The 18,244-nt window shown below is 72.2% G+C and carries 16 protein-coding genes and 2 tRNA genes; 6 read left to right on the top strand and 12 right to left on the bottom strand.

Going from position 1 to position 18,244, the window contains the following annotated elements; all coding sequences use genetic code 11:
- Positions 1-151 precede the first annotated feature (151 nt).
- Positions 152-538, top strand: a complete 387-nt coding sequence (locus tag ACGF1Z_RS23510; RefSeq protein WP_393007027.1) for a cyclic nucleotide-binding/CBS domain-containing protein — start codon at positions 152-154, stop codon at positions 536-538.
- Between the two features lie 293 nt (positions 539-831).
- The gene (locus ACGF1Z_RS23505; RefSeq protein WP_393007025.1) at positions 832-1,251 is read left to right on the top strand and encodes a Fur family transcriptional regulator; all 420 of its coding nucleotides are present in this window, start codon (positions 832-834) and stop codon (positions 1,249-1,251) included.
- A 134-nt stretch (positions 1,252-1,385) separates the two neighbouring features.
- Here ACGF1Z_RS23505 and ACGF1Z_RS23500 read toward each other — a convergent pair.
- The 4 genes from ACGF1Z_RS23500 to ACGF1Z_RS23485 all read right to left on the bottom strand — a co-directional run bounded on the left by ACGF1Z_RS23500 (position 1,386) and on the right by ACGF1Z_RS23485 (position 6,765).
- A tRNA-Met gene (locus ACGF1Z_RS23500) sits at positions 1,386-1,459 on the bottom strand.
- 73 nt (positions 1,460-1,532) lie between these two features.
- On the bottom strand, positions 1,533-3,488 hold the full coding sequence (locus tag ACGF1Z_RS23495) for a tetratricopeptide repeat protein (protein WP_393007023.1): 1,956 nt from the start codon (positions 3,486-3,488) through the stop codon (positions 1,533-1,535).
- Between the two features lie 183 nt (positions 3,489-3,671).
- Positions 3,672-3,745, bottom strand: a tRNA-Met gene (locus ACGF1Z_RS23490).
- 50 nt (positions 3,746-3,795) lie between these two features.
- Positions 3,796-6,765, bottom strand: coding sequence for a UPF0182 family protein (locus ACGF1Z_RS23485; protein ID WP_393007021.1), 2,970 nt, complete (start codon positions 6,763-6,765; stop codon positions 3,796-3,798).
- Positions 6,766-6,921: 156 nt separating this feature from the next.
- Between ACGF1Z_RS23485 and ACGF1Z_RS23480 the strand changes: the two genes are divergently transcribed.
- A complete protein-coding gene (locus ACGF1Z_RS23480) occupies positions 6,922-7,476 on the top strand; it encodes a PPA1309 family protein (protein WP_393007019.1) in 555 nt (184 codons plus the stop codon).
- Between the two features lie 13 nt (positions 7,477-7,489).
- On the opposite strand, the gene ACGF1Z_RS23475 is transcribed toward ACGF1Z_RS23480, so the two are convergent.
- The 4 genes from ACGF1Z_RS23475 to ACGF1Z_RS23460 form a co-directional block, all read right to left on the bottom strand.
- Positions 7,490-8,578, bottom strand: a complete 1,089-nt coding sequence (locus ACGF1Z_RS23475; protein ID WP_393007017.1) for a PDZ domain-containing protein — start codon at positions 8,576-8,578, stop codon at positions 7,490-7,492.
- A 57-nt stretch (positions 8,579-8,635) separates the two neighbouring features.
- On the bottom strand, positions 8,636-8,869 hold the full coding sequence (locus ACGF1Z_RS23470) for a hypothetical protein (RefSeq protein WP_393007015.1): 234 nt from the start codon (positions 8,867-8,869) through the stop codon (positions 8,636-8,638).
- A gap of 295 nt (positions 8,870-9,164) precedes the next feature.
- Entirely contained in the window at positions 9,165-9,638 is a 474-nt protein-coding gene (locus ACGF1Z_RS23465; protein WP_393007013.1) for a molybdenum cofactor biosynthesis protein MoaE, read from the bottom strand.
- Positions 9,639-9,717: 79 nt separating this feature from the next.
- Positions 9,718-10,827, bottom strand: coding sequence for an SDR family oxidoreductase (locus tag ACGF1Z_RS23460; protein ID WP_393007011.1), 1,110 nt, complete (start codon positions 10,825-10,827; stop codon positions 9,718-9,720).
- A 210-nt stretch (positions 10,828-11,037) separates the two neighbouring features.
- Here ACGF1Z_RS23460 and ACGF1Z_RS23455 point away from each other — a divergent pair, with 210 nt between their 5' ends.
- Together ACGF1Z_RS23455 and ACGF1Z_RS23450 are read left to right on the top strand one after the other, a co-directional pair.
- Positions 11,038-12,474 carry a zinc-dependent metalloprotease gene (locus tag ACGF1Z_RS23455; protein ID WP_393007009.1) on the top strand — a complete coding sequence of 479 codons (1,437 nt, stop codon included), beginning with the start codon at positions 11,038-11,040 and terminating at the stop codon, positions 12,472-12,474.
- Positions 12,471-12,995: an NUDIX hydrolase gene (locus ACGF1Z_RS23450; RefSeq protein WP_393007007.1), complete on the top strand. Its 525-nt coding sequence runs from the start codon at positions 12,471-12,473 to the stop codon at positions 12,993-12,995. Before ACGF1Z_RS23455 ends, ACGF1Z_RS23450 begins: the two co-directional genes overlap by 4 nt.
- Before the next feature lie 110 nt (positions 12,996-13,105).
- On the opposite strand, the gene ACGF1Z_RS23445 is transcribed toward ACGF1Z_RS23450, so the two are convergent.
- The 4 genes from ACGF1Z_RS23445 to ACGF1Z_RS23430 form a co-directional block, all read right to left on the bottom strand.
- Positions 13,106-13,861 carry an AIM24 family protein gene (locus tag ACGF1Z_RS23445; protein ID WP_393007005.1) on the bottom strand — a complete coding sequence of 252 codons (756 nt, stop codon included), beginning with the start codon at positions 13,859-13,861 and terminating at the stop codon, positions 13,106-13,108.
- A 17-nt stretch (positions 13,862-13,878) separates the two neighbouring features.
- Positions 13,879-14,559: an AIM24 family protein gene (locus ACGF1Z_RS23440; protein ID WP_393007003.1), complete on the bottom strand. Its 681-nt coding sequence runs from the start codon at positions 14,557-14,559 to the stop codon at positions 13,879-13,881.
- 14 nt (positions 14,560-14,573) lie between these two features.
- Positions 14,574-16,205 (bottom strand): TerD family protein, encoded by a 1,632-nt coding sequence (locus ACGF1Z_RS23435; protein WP_393007001.1) that lies wholly within the window; start codon positions 16,203-16,205, stop codon positions 14,574-14,576.
- Between the two features lie 116 nt (positions 16,206-16,321).
- The gene (locus ACGF1Z_RS23430) at positions 16,322-16,900 is read right to left on the bottom strand and encodes a M48 family metallopeptidase (protein WP_393006999.1); all 579 of its coding nucleotides are present in this window, start codon (positions 16,898-16,900) and stop codon (positions 16,322-16,324) included.
- A gap of 159 nt (positions 16,901-17,059) precedes the next feature.
- Here ACGF1Z_RS23430 and ACGF1Z_RS23425 point away from each other — a divergent pair, with 159 nt between their 5' ends.
- Entirely contained in the window at positions 17,060-18,205 is a 1,146-nt protein-coding gene (locus ACGF1Z_RS23425; protein WP_393006997.1) for a TOMM precursor leader peptide-binding protein, read from the top strand.
- The last annotated feature ends 39 nt before the right edge of the window (positions 18,206-18,244 follow it).

Below are 18,244 nucleotides of genomic sequence, written 5' to 3'. Positions count from 1 at the left end.
GGGGTGTCCACGAACGCCCGCTCGCGGGACGGGTGTGCACCCCCGCGCACCACGCGCGCCCCCTTGTTGGCCGCCGTTCTCGGTGTCACTCTGAGACTCCCCCCACTTGTGAACTTGTGAAAGAGTTCTCGAACAGGAGGTGGTCCCCTTCATGCTCGTCCGTGACGCCATGAGCTCGGTGGTCCTCACCATCGGCCCGGCCCATACCCTCCGCCAGGCGGCCCGCCTGATGTCGGCGCGACGCGTCGGCGCGGCGATCGTCCTCGACACCGACACCAGCGGACTCGGCATCCTGACCGAACGCGACATCCTCAACGCCCTCGGAAGCGACCGGAATCCCGACCACGAGACCGCCGACGCCCACACCACCCGCGACGTCGTCTTCGCCGCTCCGACCTGGACCCTGGAGGAGGCCGCGGACGCGATGACCCGCGGCGGATTCCGTCACCTGGTGGTCCTCGACGACCACGGACCGGTCGGCATCGTCTCCGTACGCGACATCATCCGCTGCTGGACACCGGCCCGCCTGGCCGTCTGACGACGGCCCCAGGACGAGCGAGAGGGCCGGACCCCGTACGGGTACGGACGTCCGGCCCTCTTCTCCCACGACAGGCGCCCTCGGCCGCGCAGGGCCTGGACCGCGGCGTCGAGCCGCTTGCCGAGGTCTTCGTCCGCGGAGCGGAAGCGGAGGAGGCGGGTCCGCCGCGGGCCCGGCTGTGCCCACCCCGCCCTTCCGTGCCCGATCCTATGATGGACTTCGTCCAAGTCAAGCCCGGATCCAAACTCACACCGATTCGGAACTCGCCGAAGGCGACTGTTACCCTGACCCCCATGAGTGACCTGTTGGAACGACTGCGCGGCCGCGGCTGGCGGATGACCGCGCAGCGTCGTGTCGTGGCCGAGGTGCTCGACGGCGATCACGTACACCTGACCGCCGACGAGGTCCACGCCCGCGCCGTGCGGCGCCTGCCCGAGATCTCCCGGGCGACCGTCTACAACACGCTGGGCGAGATGGTCACCCTCGGCGAGGTCATCGAGGTCGCCACCGACGGCCGCGCCAAGCGGTACGACCCGAACGCGCACCGGCCCCACCAGCACCTGGTCTGCGCCCGCTGCGGCGCGATCCGCGACGTGCACCCGGCGGGCGACCCGCTGGCCGACCTCCCCGACTCGGAGCGCTTCGGCTTCACGATCTCGGACGTCGAGGTCACCTACCGGGGCATCTGCCCGAACTGCGCCACCACGGCGTGACCCCCGAACGACACGAAGCCCCCGCCGGCAGCCGGCGGGGGCTTTCCCGTCCGCCCCCGCACGCCCGCACCTCGCGGCCGGAGAACGACGAAGGCCCGGATCCGTCTCCGGATCCGGGCCTTCGTGCTACTGAGTAGCGGGGACAGGATTTGAACCTGCGACCTCTGGGTTATGAGCCCAGCGAGCTACCGAGCTGCTCCACCCCGCGTCGGTGAGCACAACCTTACGGGACCGTTCGGAGCAGGGCAAATCAGTGAGACGGGTGAGGCGGGTGAGCCGCGTTACGCCGTGAGCTCCTGGTGCAGCGCCTCGCTCAGCCGCGCGGCCCGCTCCGCCACCTCGGCCGGACCGAGCTCCACGGCGCGGGCGCACCAGCGGCGTCCCTCGGTCAGCTCACCGCGGCGCGCGGCCAGCAGGGCGAGCCGGAGCGCGGCCCGGCCGTGCCCCGCGTGGGCGGCGCGGGTCCACCACAGGGCGGCCTCCCGCTCGCCGCCCTCGCGGGCGAGCAGCAGCCCCAGGTTGAACGCACCGTTGCGGGAGCCGGCCTCGGCCGCCTCCCGGTACCAGCGGGCCGCCTCCGCCACGTCGCCGCGGGCGGCGGCGAGCATCCCGACCCGCACCTGCGCACGGCGGTGCCCCTGCTCGGCGGCGCGCTCGTACCACTCCTCGCACTCGCTCTTCTCCTCGCGCGGCGCCCCGAGGGCCGGCGGCCCGGGGGTCGGCCGGCGCGCGTCGAGCACGGAGGCGAGCCGGAAGGCCGCCTCGGCGCTGCCGCCACCGGCGGCGCACCGCAGATGCCGCTCGGCGGCCTGCTCGTCGCCGTCGCGCAGGCACGCGATGCCGACCTGGAGAGCGGCCTCGGTGTGCCCGGCGGCCGCGGCGCGCTCGTACCAGCTCAGCGCGGTGCGGTCGTCGTCACGGCCGGCGTGCAGGATGCCGAGGTTGAAGGCGGCGTCGACGCTGCCCGCCTCCGCGGCCTTGGAGAACCACGGCTCGGCGCCGTTGGCGTCCCCGGCCTGGAGCAACAGGACGGCGAGCGCGTTGGCGGCCTCACGGTGGCCGGCGTAGGCGGCCCGGCGGTACCACTGCTCGGCCTGCGCGGTGCGCTCCTGGGCGGCGCAGAGCAGCCCGAGGTTGTAGGCGCCGTTCACGTCGCCGGCGTCCATGGCGGCGCGGTACCAGCGCTCGGCGGTCTGCTGCTCGCCGCGGGCGGCGTGCAGCGCGCCGAGCGCGTTGGCGGCGTTGCCGTCGCCGTCCTGGGCGGCGCGCAGCCACCACACGGCGGCGCTCTCCTCGTCGCCCGCGTCGCGCAGCAGGAAGCCGAGCGCGCAGGCCGCCTTGGCCTCGCCGTCCTTGGCGGAGGTCAGGTACCAGCGGCCCGCCTCCTTGAGCTCGCCGCGCTTCTCCAGGAGCGCGCCCAGGTGCAGGGCGGCCCGGCGGTGGCCGCGCGCGGCGGCCTGCCGGAACCACTGCTCGGCCTCCGCGAGCCCCTCCTTGGGCGCGGTGGGCCGGGGCACGGCGGCCCGGGGCGCGGCAGGGGCCTTGCCGGCGTCCGCCGGTCCGGTCGCCGGGGTGCGCAGGCCGGTGGCGGTGTCGTAGGCGTGCGGGCCGCGGTCGGGCTCCGCACGCCGCTCCAGGGCGAGGGCGAGCCGGTAGGCGGCCTCCCGGTGACCCTGCTCGGCGGCGGCGCGCAGCCAGCGCTCGGCGCCGACGTCGCTGCGGTGCTCCAGGAGGTCGGCGAGGGCGTACGCGCCGAGGGCGTGCCCCTGCTCGGCGGACTGGCGCAGCCAGTACTCGGCGCCGGGCTCGTCCCCGCGCTCGCGGTGATGACGGCCGAGGGCGTGCGCGGCGGGCGCGGAGCCGGCGACGGCGGCGACCCGCCACCAGCCGGCGGCCTCGTCCGGGTAGCCGCGCTGGTGCAGCAGGACTCCCAGGTTGTTGGCGGCGGCGCGGTCACCCTGGCCGGTGGCCGCGCGCAGGTACGGCTCGGCGGCGTCCAGGTCGCCCCGGCGCAGCAGCAGCGCGCCGAGGACGCTCATGGCCGCGGCGTCGCCGTTCTCGGCGGCACGCCGGTGACGGGCCTCGGTCTCGGCCTCGGTCTCGTGCTCGGCGGTGGTGTCGACGGCCGCATCGACGGCCCCCGCGGCCTCGATGATCTCGTCTGCGGCGTTTCCCGAATGCCGCTGCACAAACCGCCCTGTCTCCAACAGAGTTGCCCTGTCCCCCATAAATACCATCGTCGCACCACCTGCAACCCGCGTACACCTCGTATACCGCAGCCAGTGAGGTCACTTCAGCGTTTTGTCGACATGCCCACAGAGTGACAAGTCAAACACGTCCCGCCCCAACTCACCCCATCCATACCGCTCTTCGGGGCATGACGAAGGCCCGGATCCAATGGATCCGGGCCTTGTCTTCAGTAGCGGGGACAGGATTTGAACCTGCGACCTCTGGGTTATGAGCCCAGCGAGCTACCGAGCTGCTCCACCCCGCGTCGTTGTGTTCACAACCTATCACGACGCGGAGTGGTGCTCTTACCGGTGATCAGCTCCCCGGGGCGGCCGGCGGACTCGCCGAGGAGCTGGGGGTGGGCTTCGGGGCGGGCTTGCCCCCGCCGGCTCCCGTACCGCTCTGGAGCTTCGCTCCGGCGTCGGCGGCCCGCTTGAGCGCGTCCTGCAGGGCCTCCTGCGACTTGCCGTAGGCCGCCCAGTCGCCCTTCTGGAGCGCCGCCTCCCCGTCGTCGTACGCCTTCTGCGCGTCGGCGATGGCCTGCTTCAGCGCGGCGTCGTTCGTCGGCGGGGTGGTGGTCGGGGGCTTGGTGCCCGGCGGCTGGGTCGTCGGCGGGGCGGAGCCCTCGACCCCGAACACCGCGTTCAGCGCCGCCGTGAGGTTGTCCTCGAACACCGTGGTGTCCTTGGTCGTGTCCCCGGCCGGCTGGTCCGCGTCCACGTACGAGACCGCGACCTTCTTGAGCAGCGGGTACGGCAGGTTGCGTCCCTGGGCGTAGACCGGTTCCACGTACAGGAAGCCGCCGTCCAGCGGCACCGTCAGCAGGTTGCCGTAGAGGATGTCGGAGTCGGCACCCTTCATGTCACGGACGAACGTGGCCACGGACGGGAGGCTGTTGAGCTTGTTCTGGACCTGCTGGGGACCCGGCACGTCCTCCCCGACTCTCAGCAGCCTTATCTTCCCGTAGTCCTTGCTGTTGGCGTCGGCGTCCACCGCCATGAACCCGCCCAGGTTGGGCCGGCCGTTCGGCGTGAAGGTCGTCGTCAGCGAGAACTGCTGCGACGGGTCCCCGGGCAGCTTGATGCTCAGGTAGTACGGCGGGACCGCGTTGCCGTCCTTGTTGGTCGGGTCGTCCGGCACCTGCCAGGCGTCCGAGCCGCTGTAGAACTGCGCGGGGTCCTGCACGTGGTAGCGGGTGAGCAGCTCACGCTGGACCTTGAACATGTCCTGCGGGTAGCGCAGGTGCTGCATGAGGTCCGGGGCGATCTCGGAGCGCGGCTTGACCGTGTCCGGGAAGGCCTTCATCCAGGTCTTGAGGACCGGGTCCTTCGTGTCCCACTGGTAGAGGTTCACCGTGCCGTCGTAGGCGTCGACGGTGGCCTTCACCGAGTTGCGGATGTAGTTGACCTGGTTCTGCTGGGCGACCACCGCGCGCTGCTGGTTGCCGACGGTCAGCGCGTCGGCCGTGCTCTCGCCCAGCGTCGTGCGGGAGGCGTAGGGGTAGCCGTTGGTGGTGGTGTACGCGTCGACGATCCACTGGATGCGCCCGTTCACGACCGCCGGGTAGGCGTCGCCGTCGATGGTCAGCCAGGGCGCGACGGCCTCAACCCGCTCCTTGGGGGTGCGGTTGTAGAGGATCCGCGAGCCGTCGCCGATCGCCCCCGAGTAGAGGATCTGCGGCTCGCTGAACGCGACCGCGTACGCCGCCCGGTTGAAGGCGTTGGAGAGGTTGACCCCGCTCCTGCCGGCGTAGCTGGTGGTCTTCTCGCCGTTCTCCTCGTAGTCGAGCTCCTTCTGGGGCCCGCCCACGATCGAGTACTGGTCGGTCTTCTCGCCGTAGTAGACGCGCTGCTCGTACGGCCCGAGCTGACCCGTCGTCGGCAGGCCCTGCTCGGTGAAGACCGGCGAGCCGTTGGCGTCCGTCTGGGTGCCCTTGGCCATGATCGCGCCGTAGCCGTGGGTGTAGGTGAAGTGGTCGTTGATCCAGTTGCGCTTCGGGATGCCCCGGATGTTGAGCTCGCGCAGGCCGACCACGGTGTCCTGACCCTTGTAGCGGTCGACGTCGAGGGTCAGCGGGAACTGGTAGTACTTCCGCTTCTGCTCCAGCTGCTGGAAGGTCGGCGACACGATGTTCGGGTCGACGAGCCGGTAGCTGGCGGCGGTGTCGGCGTCGGCGCGGAGCTGGTCCTTGGCCTTGACCGTCGACTTGCCCGAGTACTCCTCCGGCTTGGTGGAGTCGATGGCGTAGGCCTTGCGGGTCGCGTCGATGTTCTTCTTGATGTACGGCGCTTCCTTGGCCTGCTCGTTCGGCTGGACCTGGAACTTCTGCACGATGGCCGGGTACAGCCCGCCGATCAGGATCGCCGAGAGCACCATCAGGCCGAATCCGATCACCGGCAGCTGCCAGGTGCGCCGCCACAGCGTCGCGAAGAACAGCACGGCGCAGATCACGGCGATGCAGAAGAGGATGGTCTTGGCCGGCAGATAGGCGTTGGCGTCCACGTACCGCAGACCGGTCCAGTTGCCCGTCGCCTTGAAGTCGCTGGACTTCACGGCGAGGCCGTACCGGTCGAGCCAGTACGCCACGGCCTTGAGCGAGACGAAGACGCCGAGCAGCACCGACAGGTGTCCGGTCGCGGCGGCCGTCGCGCGGGCGCCCGGGCTGGTGACCCGCAGCCCACCGTACAGGTAGTGCGTGAGCGCGGCGGCGATCAGCGACAGGATCGCGGCGGCGAAGCCGAAGGCCAGCAGGAAGCGGTACCAGGGCAGGTCGAACGCGTAGAACGACACGTCCAACTGGAACTGCGGGTCCTTCTCGCCGAACGAGACCCCGTTCACCCACATCAGCCAGGTGCGCCACTGCCCGGAGGCGGAGGCACCCGCGATCAGGCCCACCAGGGCGGTGACCGCGAGCAGCACCCACTTCTTGAAGGGCGCGAGGCCCATCCGGTACCGGTCGAGGCTCTGCTGCTCGACCGACATCGCGCTCAGCGGCGGCCGCAGCCGGTACGCCAGCCAGATGTTCAGGCCGACGGCGAGCGCCATGAGCAGACCGAAGACCAGGAAGAGGCCGATCTTGGTCCACAGCGTGGTGGTGAACACGGACGAGTAGTGGACCGAGCGGAACCACAGCCAGTCCGTCCAGAACCCGGCGAACATCACGAACGCCATGGCGAGGACGGCCAGGACACCCAGCGTCATCAGCAGCGTACGGGCGCGCCGGGACGGCCGTCCGACTCGGATCCTTGGCCCGGACGGACCTGTGCCGCCTCCGCGGTCCGGCATCTGGAAAGCCAACGTGCGCCCCTCGAGGTTGATGCGTGAGAACGGTGCGTTCAGTGCGTCTGAAGCAGGCTCCGCGATCGTAGAGCCCACTGATGCAACTTACTGACGCTTTACCTAGTTCCCGTCCGAGCGGGAAGAGGAGGCAGGATATTGGTCATGTCCAACGTTTCCCCCTCCGGTCCCCCGATGGCCGCGAGCCCCCTCACCCGTGCCGTGCTCGAGATCGACGAGTACGCGTCGGGCCTCGGCTGGGACCGGCCGGCCCGGCTCTTCGCCCTGGTCGACACCGCCAAGCTGCGTCGGCAGGAGCCCAAGCTCGCCGCCCAGCTGGGTGCCGGCGGCGCCGACACCACCACCTACACGCCCATCGAGCAGGAGGAGCTGCCGGCCGGCAAGCCGCTCGACGAATTCCTCGGCACCATCGCCTGGCCCGACGCGGTGGCCGGCTGCGCGCTCACGGTGGAGCGTCTGATGCTGCCGCCGTCGGCCGAGGCCGCCGTGCCCAAGGGCCTGAACGAGGCCGGGCTCGCCAAGTGGGTCGCCTCCCACCCGGACCGCCAGGAGGTCCGGATGACCGTCGCCGTGCTCCGGGACGGCGCGCGCGAGGCGGCGATCCGGCTGCGCGAGAAGGACACTCCGACCGAGGTGCTCACCGGCCCCGACCTGGTCCCGGGGCTCGCGGACGCCCTGGCGGCGACCTTCGCGTCGTAACCGCCCGCCGGACTCAGCTGCTGGAGCAGCTGGGCAGGGACGCCGTGTCGCCCTTGCGCAGCTTCTCCAGCGCCTTCGTCGCGTCGTCGATCGTGTCGACCTTGACGAGCGTGAGACCGTCCGGAGTGTCGGCCGCGGCCGCGGCGCAGTTCTCGGCGGGCGTGAGGAAGTAGCGGGCGCCGGCCTTGCGGGCGCCGACCAGCTTCATCTCGATGCCGCCGATCGGGCCGACCTTGCCCTGGTCGTCGATGGTTCCGGTGCCGGCGACGAACCTGCCGCCGGTGAGCGAGTCCGGGGTGAGCTTGTCGACGATGCCGAGCGCGAACATCAGACCCGCGCTGGGGCCGCCGACGTCGGCCAGCTTGATGTCGATGGTGAACGGGAAGACGTGGTCGGTGCCCGCCTGGATGCCGACGATGGCCCGGTCGCCCTCCTCCGACCTCTTCGTCGTGATGACCACCTTGCGCGTGGTCGTGGCGTCCTTGTGGGCCTTCTCCGCGGCGGCGGCCTCCTGGGCCGGGACGATCGTGAAGACGACGTCCTGGCCCGGCTTGCGCCGGGTGACCAGCTTCGAGACGTCGCCCGGCTCCTTGACGGCGGTGCCGTCCACGGCCCGGATGACGTCGCCCGCGTGCAGCTTCCCCTCGGCCGGGGTGCCCTTGACGACGGTGGCCACGACCACCCTGGTGGTGACCGGGATGCCCAGCTCCTTCAGGGCGGCGACCTTGGCGCTCTCCTGGGACTGGCTGAACTCCTCGGCGTTCTCCTGGCTCGACTGCTCCTCGGTCTTGCCGTCCGGGTAGAGCGTGTCGTGCGGGACCACCACGCTGTCGTGGGCGAGCCAGCCGTAGACGGCCTCGACCGCGTTCATCCGGTAGTCCGCGCCGGTGACGCGGACCGTCGTCATGTTGAGGTTGCCGGTCGTCGGGTAGGTCTGCCGGCCGGAGATCTGGAGGACCGGCTCGCCGCGCGCCTCACCGAGCGTGTTCACCGTGGGGCCGGGGCTCATCTCCGAGTACGGCACCGGAATGAGGACGCCGACACAGAGCAGCGTGATCAGGACCAGGGTCGAGGCGAGCATCGTCGCGGTGCGGCGTGGCATGGAACGACAGTACGGGACCGGCCTGTGAGTGCACCCCCGGGGCGGTCCGTACGAGGATCAGCCCGTGGTCGCCGCGGGGGACGTCTCACGCTCCGGAAGAGGCGAAGCGGAAGCGGTGCCGACGGAGGCTGTCGGAATGGTGTGGGACCGCTCCATGGCGTCCCGGAAGCGCGCGTAGCCCGCCAGCTCGGCGACATCCCCGATGGTCTTGTTACGTGAAGCCCAGCTTCCCCATATCGCCGCGCCGACGACTGCGAAAACCGGAATCAGCAACCACGCGAGCGCTGCCATCCCGACCTCCCATCCCCAATGGTCCCCAGTGAGTTGATCAGCAGATTATTCATCCGCGAGACCAACGCTCACGCCTGGGGTGCGGTTACGCAAATCGGGGCGTTCGACTACAGGTCGTCGGCGTGGCTCCTTGCCGACCCGCCGGATCCCTGCCCGGCACCCGGCCCTCGGCAGGCCCCCAGCCTCCCCCAGCCTCCGGCCGGGGGGACCCCCACAGTGTCGGGCGAGCGCTCAGCAGGCTCCTACCCTCCCCCAGCCTCCGGCCGGGGGGACCCCCACAGTGTCGGGCGGGCCCTCAGCAGGCTCCTACCCACTCCTCGGTGCCGTCCGAGAACTTCTGGTGCTTCCAGATCGGGACCTCGTGCTTCAGGTCGTCGATCAGCCGGCGGCAGGCCTCGAAGGCGTCACCGCGATGCGGGCAGGAGACGGCGACGACCACCGCGATGTCACCCACACGGAGGTCACCCACTCGGTGCACGGCGGCCAGGGCGCGGACCGGGTGGTTCGCGACGACCTTCTCGGCGACGCGGCGGAGCTCGGCCTCGGCGGAGGGGTGGCAGGAGTAGCCGAGCGCGTCGACGTCGGCGCCGCCGTCGTGGTTGCGCACCGTGCCCACGAACAGCGTCGTGCCGCCCGCCGCGTCGTCGCCGACGGCGCGGAGGACCTCGTCGACCGAGAGCGGCGTGTCACGGATCGCGAGGAGCTTGACCGGGTCGTCCGAGGCCCGCTCGCCGGGGTGGTCGCTCACGGGGGCGTGCTTGTCTGCCATGCCCTCCATCGTGCCGTACGGCACCGACGGCGCGGAATAGCGTTTTCCACCGGCGGGCCGGCCCCTCCGTCGGAGGGTCCTACAGGCCGCGCCGCTTCCGCATCTGCCGGACCAGGGCCGCCGTGCCGAGCAGCGCCACCGTGGCACCGGCCGCGCCCGCCGCCGTCGCGTCCTTGCGGCCGAGCCGGCGACCCGCGACGGTGTGCCGGCCCTGGACCTCCTCCAGGAGCGCGGCGAGCACCTCCTCGTTGGTCCACTGCGGGCGCCAGCCGGCGTCGTGCAGCCGCCCGACACTGACCACCCAGGGGTGCATCGTGTAGGCGAGGTCGCCCGCGGGGGACGGCGTGAGGCCGATCCGGTGCAGCCGGGCCGCCGCGCCGAGGGCGACGGCGGAGGGCAGCTCCATGCGCCGGATGCCCGACAGCTCCTCGACCTCCTCCTGCTCCAGCCAGCCGTCGCAGCCGACCGCGAACTCGCCGTCGACCTTCTCCAGGGCCGCGTATTCCAGGGCGCTGACCAGGTCGTCGACGTGGCAGAACTGCCAGGTGGGACGCGATCCGGCGACGACGAGCAGGCGCGGCGACTCGAAGTAGCGGGTCAGCGCCGTGTCCGTGCCGCCCACCAGGACCGCGGGCCGGACGACGGTCACGTGGAGCCCCGGGTGGGCACGCGGGGCGCGCCGGGCGAGCCGTTCGATCTCCAGGAGGTCGCCGACGCCGGTGGCCTCGGCGGTGGCGCGCAGCTCGGCGTCCTCGGAGAGCGGGATGTCGTTGTCCGGAAGCGCGCCGTAGACCATCGCGGAGGTGCACAGCACCACCCGGTGCACCCCGGCCGCGGCGGCGGCCGTGAGGACGGTCTGGGTCCCGCGCACGTTGAACGCGGTCCGCGCGGCCGGATCGGTCTCCAGGTCGAGATCGACCGCGAGGTGCACGACGACGTCTGCGCCGCGCAGCTTCTCGGCGATGGCCGGGTCGCGCACGTCGAGGATGTGCCACTGCGCCTCGGTCACCTCGCCGCGGCGCTCGTCGATGGCGATGACCTGCTTGACCTCGTCCGACGCGGCCAGGCGCCGGGTCAGCAGGTCGCCGATACCGGACGCGGCACCGGTGACCGCGACGACGGGGCCGCGCGCGGCGGAGCTGGTCGAGTGGTTTCGCGCTGCGCGAACCTGAGGATCTGGGGAACTCACCGGGCGTCTCCAGCGGTTGTCTTCAGTACGTACCCGAATGACGCGTACGTACCAGGTGGCGTCCATCCTGCCGCAGGCCACGGCGCGGCGGAGCACCGAGCCCGGATCCGGTGCGGATGTCTACGCTGGTGGTGTGGAGTCGGGGAGGCGAGCCGAGCCGAGAACCCGCCGTCGGCGTCACGCCGGCGGCCCTACGAGCCGAGGAAACCTGTGAGTGACACCCCATTCGGATTCGGCCTTCCGCCGGAGGAGCCGGAGAACGGCGACGAGGGCAAGAAGAAGGACCCCACCGGAGGTGGCCAGGGGTCCGGCGGCCAGGGCGGCGGCGATCCGTTCGGCTTCGGCGGGCTGCCCGGCATGGGCGGACCGGGCGGCGCGGACAACCCCTTCGCGGCGATGTTCGGCTCACTGAACCCCCAGGACCTGGGGGCCGCCTTCCAGCAGCTCGGTCAGATGCTCAGCTACGAGGGCGGGCCGGTCAACTGGGACATGGCCAAGCAGATCGCCCGCCAGGTGGTGGCCCAGGGCACGTCCGACGGCACCAAGGACGCCAGCGTCGGCCCGGCCGAGCGCGCGGCGGTCGAGGAGGCCGTCCGCCTGGCCGACCTGTGGCTGGACCAGGCGACCTCGCTGCCCTCGGGTGCCGGCACCGCCGTGGCGTGGAGCCGCGCCGAGTGGGTCGAGGCGACGCTGCCGGCCTGGCAGCAGCTGGTCGACCCGGTCGCCGAGCGGGTCGGCGCGGCGATGGGCGACGTGCTGCCGCAGGAGATGCAGGCCGTGGCGGGCCCGCTGATCGGCATGATGCGCTCCATGGGAGGCGCCATGTTCGGCCAGCAGATCGGGCAGGCCGTGGGCGTGCTCGCGGGTGAGGTCGTCGGCTCCACGGACGTCGGTCTGCCGCTGGGCCCGGCCGGCAAGGCGGCGCTGCTGCCGCTGAACGTGGCGGCCTTCGGCAAGGACCTCGGCGTCCCCGCTGACGAGGTGCGGCTGTACCTGGCCCTGCGCGAGGCCGCCCACCAGCGCCTCTTCGCGCACGTGCCGTGGCTGCGCTCGCATCTTTTCGGCGCGGTCGAGGGCTATGCCCGGGGCATCAAGGTCGACACCTCCAAGCTGGAGGAGGCGGTGGGTCAGCTGGACCCGACGCATCCCGAGCAGCTGCAGGAGGCTCTCCAGCAGGGCATGTTCCAGCCGGAGGACACGCCGGAGCAGAAGGCGGCCCTGGCCCGCCTGGAGACGGCGCTCGCGCTCGTCGAGGGCTGGGTCGACGCGGTGGTGCACGAGGCCGCGAAGTCCCGTCTGACCTCGGCGGACGCGCTGCGCGAGACGCTGCGCCGGCGCCGGGCGTCGGGCGGCCCCGCGGAGCAGACCTTCGCCACCCTCATCGGCCTGGAGCTGCGGCCGCGCCGGCTGCGGGACGCCTCGCGCCTGTGGGCCTCGCTGACGGACGCGCGCGGCGTCGACGGCCGGGACGGCCTGTGGGAGCACCCCGACATGCTGCCGACGGCGACGGACCTGGACGACCCGGACGGCTTCGTCCACCGCGAGCACATGGACTTCTCCGAGCTCGACAAGATGCTCGGCGAGGCCGCCAAGGGCGACTCCGGGAGCTCCGGCGACAAGGGCGACGGCGAGGGCGACAAGAAGTGAGCCTGTACGACGACGCGGTCCTCGTGCTGAAGGAGTACGGGGACCAGCCGGAACTGCGTGACGTCTATCTGGAGCACCTCGCGGCGCACCCGGACGGCATGTACAAGCCGTGCCAGGCCGGTCACCTCACCAGCAGCGCGCTGGTGATCGACCCCGCGCGCGGGCGGGTGCTGCTGACCCTGCACAAGAAGCTGGGCATGTGGCTGCAGATGGGCGGGCACTGCGAGCCGGGCGACGCGGGTCTGGAGGCGGCGGCGCTGCGCGAGGCCCGCGAGGAGTCCGGGATCGAGGCCGGTCTGACGCTGCTCCCGGGCGGCCCGGTGCGGCTCGACCGGCATCCGATCCCGGCGCCTTGCCACTGGCACCTGGACGTCCAGTACGCGGCGCTGGCCCCGGCGGACGCGGTGGCGGAGATCAGCGAGGAGTCGCTGGACCTGCGCTGGTTCGCGTACGACGAGGTGGCGGGCGTGGCGGACACGTCGGTGGTCCGGCTCCTGGAGAACACGCTGAAGCGGATGTAGGGCGTACACGGCGGGCGAAGCCGTACGACGCACGGGGCGGTCGCCGTGGCGACCGCCCCTTGCTCGTGCCCTGATGGCCCGGGCGCCGCGGCCCGGCCCGGGAGCCCGGGTCAGTTCCAGGCGTTGTTCTGGTTCTGGGCGCGCGAACCGTGCTGGCCGACGCCGAACTGGGCTCCGACGCCCTGTCCGAGGGCGACGTTCTGCGGCGGCATGACCTCGCTCGGCTGCACCAGGGCGAAGCCCTGACCGAGGAAGCTGAGCTCCCAGCCCTCGCCGGTGTTGCCGCGACGGCGCATGACGCTGCTGTTGACCGTCTGCGCCTGCATCTGGACGCGCAGACCGGTGGACCAGGCGACGATGGCGTCCGCGTCGACGCTGACGTACTTGTCCGGAGTGACCTGCATCATCAGCGGCTGGCCGGAGGTCATCAGGGCGACCTTGCCGCGGCCGGTGATGTTCAGCTGGTACTTGCCGGTGCCGGAGACGCCGTACTGGCTGTCCACCGCGATGACCTCGGTGTGCAGCGTGGAGTCGAGCGCCAGCACGTAGGAGCTGTCGACGGTCAGGCCGTCCTGGTCGACGTCGACGACGTGGACGTACTGGGCCAGGTTGGCGAAGTAGACCGTGCCCTGACCCGAGCAGCGCATCAGGTCGAGGCCCTCGCCCGTGCGGGCGCGGGCGCGACGCTGGCCCGGGGTCTGGTACTCGCCGTCGAAGTCGACGAGACCCTGGTAGGCGACCATCGCGCCCTTGCGGGCCAGGATGTCGTCCGAGCCGGCCAGGGTGACCCGCAGCAGCTGCGGGTTCTGGATGACGTAGCGCTCCTGGCTCTGCTGTTCGGCGTGGTTGAAAAGCGGGCTCTGCATGGTGTTCTCGCTCCCCCTCAGCCCCGGGCCCGCAGGCGGTCGGTGCTGTCCTCGCTCGGCTGTACGACGACGATGCCCTGGCCGGAGAAGGCCATCTGGTAGGCCTCGCCGCTGCCCCGCCCGATCAGGGAGGAGGCCTTGAAGCTGCGCTTGCCCTTCACCTTGAGCCCGGGCGACCAGGCGACGAGCGCGTCGGGGTCGACGTACGTCTCGTCCTCGCCGCGACCGCAGTCGACGACGATCGGCGTGCCGCGGGAGGTGATGGCGACCCAGCCCGTTCCGGCGATCTCGACGTTGAACAGGCCCTGGCCGGCGAACTTGGCGAGGCCCTTGACCCGCTCGACGCCCCACTGGAGGTGCGCGTCGAAGGCGAGCACGTTGGAGCCGTTCACGGAGATCGAGTCGTTCTGGAGGTTGATCACGACGACGTCGGCGCCGTAGTCGGCGAGGTAGAGCAGCCCGTCGCCGGAGCACTTCATGACGGGCGCGCCCTCGCCGGTGAGCCACTGCTGGGCGAACTGCCGGACGGCGGGCGGGTTGGGCTCGTAGGTGACGAAGCCCTCGTAGGCGACCATCGAGCCGGTCCGCGCGAAGAGGTCCTGGCCGGCGGCCATGGCGACCTTGAGCATGGAGCGGCCGTGGTTCTCCATGCGGGCCGTGACCGGGGTGGGGGCGTAGCCCGCGAGTTGCTGGTTCATGGTTCCGGGCTCCCTCAGACCTCGTAGGGCTGGACGACGATGAAGTTGCCGGGGGCGCCCCGGAACTGCAGGTTCACGGTCTCCCCGCTGTGGCCCGGGTAGGCGTTGCGGCGAAGCCGGACCTGGCTGGAGAGGACGACCTGGGACGCGGCGGACCAGGCGACGACGGCGTTGCAGTCGGCGAAGGTGGTCGGCGTCACCGGCAGCACGACGGGGATGCCGTGCGTCTTCACGATGACGGTGCCGGTGCCCTGGAACTGCATCGTGAACAGGGCTCCGCCGGGGATGCCGTGGCCCTCGATGCGCCGGACCTCGTGCTGCAGCGACTCGTCGAAGGCCAGCACGCTCTCCGCGGAGACGCAGATGGCGTCGCCCTGGAGCTCGATCGGGTGCAGATGGGCGCCGTCCTCGGCGAGGAAGACCTGGCCGCGGCCGGTGCAGCGCATGAGCTGCATCTCCTGGCCGGTGGCGTTGCCGACGATGCGGCCGGCGAAGCCGGCTCCCTTGTAGGCGAAGTCGACCTTGCCCTGGTACATGACCATCGAGCCCTGCCGGGCGAGCACGGGGGCGCCGCCCATGGCGAGGTCGACCCGCATGAGCTGCTGGTTCTGCGGGGTCCAGCGGGCGCCGGTCGCGGTCTCCTTGTACGGGGCGAGCGCGTTGGCGAGTCCGGCGCCGGCGGCGGGCATGCCCTGGGGCACCCCCTGCGGCATGACCTGCTGCGGGACCTGGCCGAACTGCGGCTGACCGTACGGCGGCTGCTGGCCGTAGGGCGCCGGGGCCGGCTGGCCGTAGGGCGCGGGGGCGCCGTGCGGCGGGGTCTGGCCGGGGAGCTGCCCGTACTGCGGGGGCTGCGGCGGCTGTCCGTACGGCGCCGGGGCGGGCCCGGGCGGAGCGGGCGCGGGCGCCGGGGCCGGCGCGGGGGGCGTGAGGGGCGCCACCATGGTCGGCTGGGAGTGCATCGGCGCCGGGGCGGGCGCCGGGGCCGGCGGGGCGCCGAACGCCGGTGCGGGCGCCTGGGGCGCCGAGGGGGCGCCGAACGCCGGTGGTGCGGGGGCCTGGGCCGGAGGGGCGAAGCCGGGGCCGGCGCCCTGCGGCTGCTGCGCGGCGGGCTCCTCCTCGGCGACCTCGCCGCCGAAGTTCTTCAGCAGCGCTTCGAGGCCGCCGTCGAAGCCCTGACCGACGGCGGCGAACCGCCAGACGTCCTTGAGATAGAAGTCGCCGAGCATGACCGCGCGCTCGGTCGTGAACTCCGCACCGGTGAACGCGTAGCGGGCGACCTCCTCGCCGCCCGCGACGATCCTGATCCAGCCGGGTCCGACCTGCGACATCTGCCCGGCACCGTCGATGGTCGCCGTGAAGGACAGCTTGTGGATGTGCGCGGGGACGCGGTCCAGCGTGACGCGGAAGGACTCGGTGTCGCCGGCCTGCGGGCCGAGCAGCTGGACGGACTCCTCGGGCGACTTCGGCTGGTTGAAGAAGACGAAGTACCGGTCGTCGGAGAGGCGCTCGTCCGCGTCGAGGCCGAAGCAGCTGATGTCGAAGGTCAGGCCGGGCCCCGCGATCTGCACACCCACGTACAGATCGGTCCCCGCCGTGAGATCACTGATCTTGGCCTTGTGGCCGCGTTGGAATTCCCTGGCCATATGTGACGACCGTCCCCCATCCCGAAAGTACGAATGCGTCGCGCCAGGCTAACGGCTGTTCGTGAGATCAGGGCAAGCGCGTACCCGTTCGGTACAGAACCGGAGCGAGAGCGGTATCACTCTCCGCGAGCGTGCGGCAGGTGCGGCAGCCGGCCGGCGGCCACCACGCCCTCCAGATAGCCGCGGGCCCGCTCGGTGCGCGGGTAGGCCTCCAGGAGCCGCCAGAAGCGCGGCCCGTGCCCGGGCACGAGGAGGTGGGCGAGCTCGTGGCACAGGACGTAGTCGACGACGTACTCGGGCATCCCCTGCAGCCGGTGGGAGAGCCGGATGCTGCCCTCGGAGGGGGTGCAGGAGCCCCAGCGGGTGTTCTGGTTGGTCACCCACCGGACGGAGGCGGGGCGGGCACGGCCGCCGAAGTACTGGGCCGACAGACGCTCGGCGCGCTCGGTCAGCTCGCGGTCGCCGAGGACCTTCTTGCTCTCCTGGGCCGCCAGCTTGTCGAGCATGACCGTGACCCAGCGCTGTTCCTCGGCCTCGGACATCCGGGCGGGGATGAGCACGATGGTCCGGTCGCCCTCGCGGTAGGCGGAGACCGTTCGGCTCCGGCGGGAACTCCTGCGGACCTCGACCGCATTCGTCCCCGAGCCGCCGCGGGGCGGCCTGTTTGTCGCACTGCGCTGTGGGTCGGCCGGCACGGCCCCGACGTTACCCGCTGTGTGCGGCGGAAGTCCCGCACCATTCGAATGATTAATACCTCCCCCCTGTGGACAACTTTCCGCACCGCACGCCCGGCGCGGGCAATCTGACCTTGGACGACGAAGCACGAGCAAAGATCGTTTACGGGGGTCGAGGTCATGCATCCGATGGTGAAACCCGCGCTGCGGCGCGCTTGGCGGAATATGTCGTGCGTCCAGTACGGGGTGACCCCCGCGCACGCGGTGGTGCTGGGGCCGGTCGACCCGGCCACGGGCAGTCTGCTGGGTCTCCTCGACGGGACGCGGGGGATGGAGCTGCTGCGGGCGGAGGCCGCGGCCCTCGGACTGCGCGAGGGCCGCCTGGAGGCGCTGCTCGGGCGGCTCGCGGAGGCGGGGCTGCTCGCGGACGCCTCGGTACGCCCACCGGGCGGCCCGCCCGGGCGGGCGGACCCCGGGCTCGATCCGGTGCGCGCCGACCTGGCCTCACTGTCCGTAGTGCATCGTGCGCCGGACGGCGCGGCACGGGCACTGGCCGCACGCCGGGAGCTGCGGGTCCAGGTGCGCGGAGCGGGCCGGGTGGGCGCGGCGGTCGCGGCGCTGCTGTCCGCGGCGGGCGTCGGGCGGGTCGAGGTGCTGGACTCCGGCACGGTCACGCCGTGGGAGGTCTCGCCGGGCGGGCTGCCCGCGGAGGCGGTCGGCGAGCGCAGGGCGGTGGCGGCCCGGCGGCTCGTGGCGCGGGCCGCGCCGGGCGGCCGGCCGCCCCACGACGGGCGGCGCCGGCCGGGTGACGGGACCGCCGAGCCGGGGCTCTCCCTCGTCGTGGTGACACCGCGGGACGGTCTGGGCGCCTATGTGCCCGACCCGCTCCCGGCCGAGGCCTGGCTCGGGACCGGTACGCCGCACCTCTACGCGGGGGTGCTCGAAGCGACCGGTGTGGTGGGCCCGTTGGTGCTCCCCGGCGGGACGGCCTGTGCGGGCTGCATACAGCGGGAGCGGGCGGACCGGGAGCCCGTGTGGCCGCGGCTGCCGGCCCAGTGGCGCTCCGGCGCGCCGCATCCGCTGCCGGCCTGCGACGTGGGGCTCGCCCAGGCGGTCGCCGGGCTCGCCGCCGCGCATGCCCTGGCCTTCCTCGACGGCGACCTGCCGTCCAGCACCGGGGCGCGCTGGGAGGTGTCGCTGCCCCTGCTCGAGTGGCGCTCGGCGCCGGTCCGGGCGCACCCGGCGTGTCCGTGCGGGGCGCGGCGCGACGCGGAAGGGGAGCTTGCCTCGGCGGCTCGGGGGCCGCAGGACACAATGGCGGGGTAACGGCCCCGTGCGGCACGGCAGTCTGGGATCTGGAGGGCG

It is taken from the genome of Streptomyces sp. NPDC048018, assembly GCF_043202995.1.
Classification (GTDB): Bacteria; Actinomycetota; Actinomycetes; order Streptomycetales; family Streptomycetaceae; genus Streptomyces.
The sequence above is the reverse complement of the archived record's forward strand: the minus strand, read 5'-3'. Positions and strand labels throughout refer to the sequence as shown.

Bases quoted from the DNA above. Each gene is read 5' to 3' on its own strand.
- ACGF1Z_RS23510 (WP_393007027.1), top strand. From the start codon at position 152: ATGCTCGTCCGTGACGCCATGAGCTCGGTGGTCCTCACCATCGGCCCG.
- ACGF1Z_RS23505 (WP_393007025.1), top strand. From the start codon at position 832: ATGAGTGACCTGTTGGAACGACTGCGCGGCCGCGGCTGGCGGATGACC.
- ACGF1Z_RS23495 (WP_393007023.1), bottom strand. From the start codon at position 3,488: ATGGTATTTATGGGGGACAGGGCAACTCTGTTGGAGACAGGGCGGTTT.
- ACGF1Z_RS23485 (WP_393007021.1), bottom strand. From the start codon at position 6,765: ATGCCGGACCGCGGAGGCGGCACAGGTCCGTCCGGGCCAAGGATCCGA.
- ACGF1Z_RS23480 (WP_393007019.1), top strand. From the start codon at position 6,922: ATGTCCAACGTTTCCCCCTCCGGTCCCCCGATGGCCGCGAGCCCCCTC.
- ACGF1Z_RS23475 (WP_393007017.1), bottom strand. From the start codon at position 8,578: ATGCCACGCCGCACCGCGACGATGCTCGCCTCGACCCTGGTCCTGATC.
- ACGF1Z_RS23470 (WP_393007015.1), bottom strand. From the start codon at position 8,869: ATGGCAGCGCTCGCGTGGTTGCTGATTCCGGTTTTCGCAGTCGTCGGC.
- ACGF1Z_RS23465 (WP_393007013.1), bottom strand. From the start codon at position 9,638: ATGGCAGACAAGCACGCCCCCGTGAGCGACCACCCCGGCGAGCGGGCC.
- ACGF1Z_RS23445 (WP_393007005.1), bottom strand. From the start codon at position 13,861: ATGCAGAGCCCGCTTTTCAACCACGCCGAACAGCAGAGCCAGGAGCGC.
- ACGF1Z_RS23440 (WP_393007003.1), bottom strand. From the start codon at position 14,559: ATGAACCAGCAACTCGCGGGCTACGCCCCCACCCCGGTCACGGCCCGC.
- ACGF1Z_RS23435 (WP_393007001.1), bottom strand. From the start codon at position 16,205: ATGGCCAGGGAATTCCAACGCGGCCACAAGGCCAAGATCAGTGATCTC.
- ACGF1Z_RS23425 (WP_393006997.1), top strand. From the start codon at position 17,060: ATGCATCCGATGGTGAAACCCGCGCTGCGGCGCGCTTGGCGGAATATG.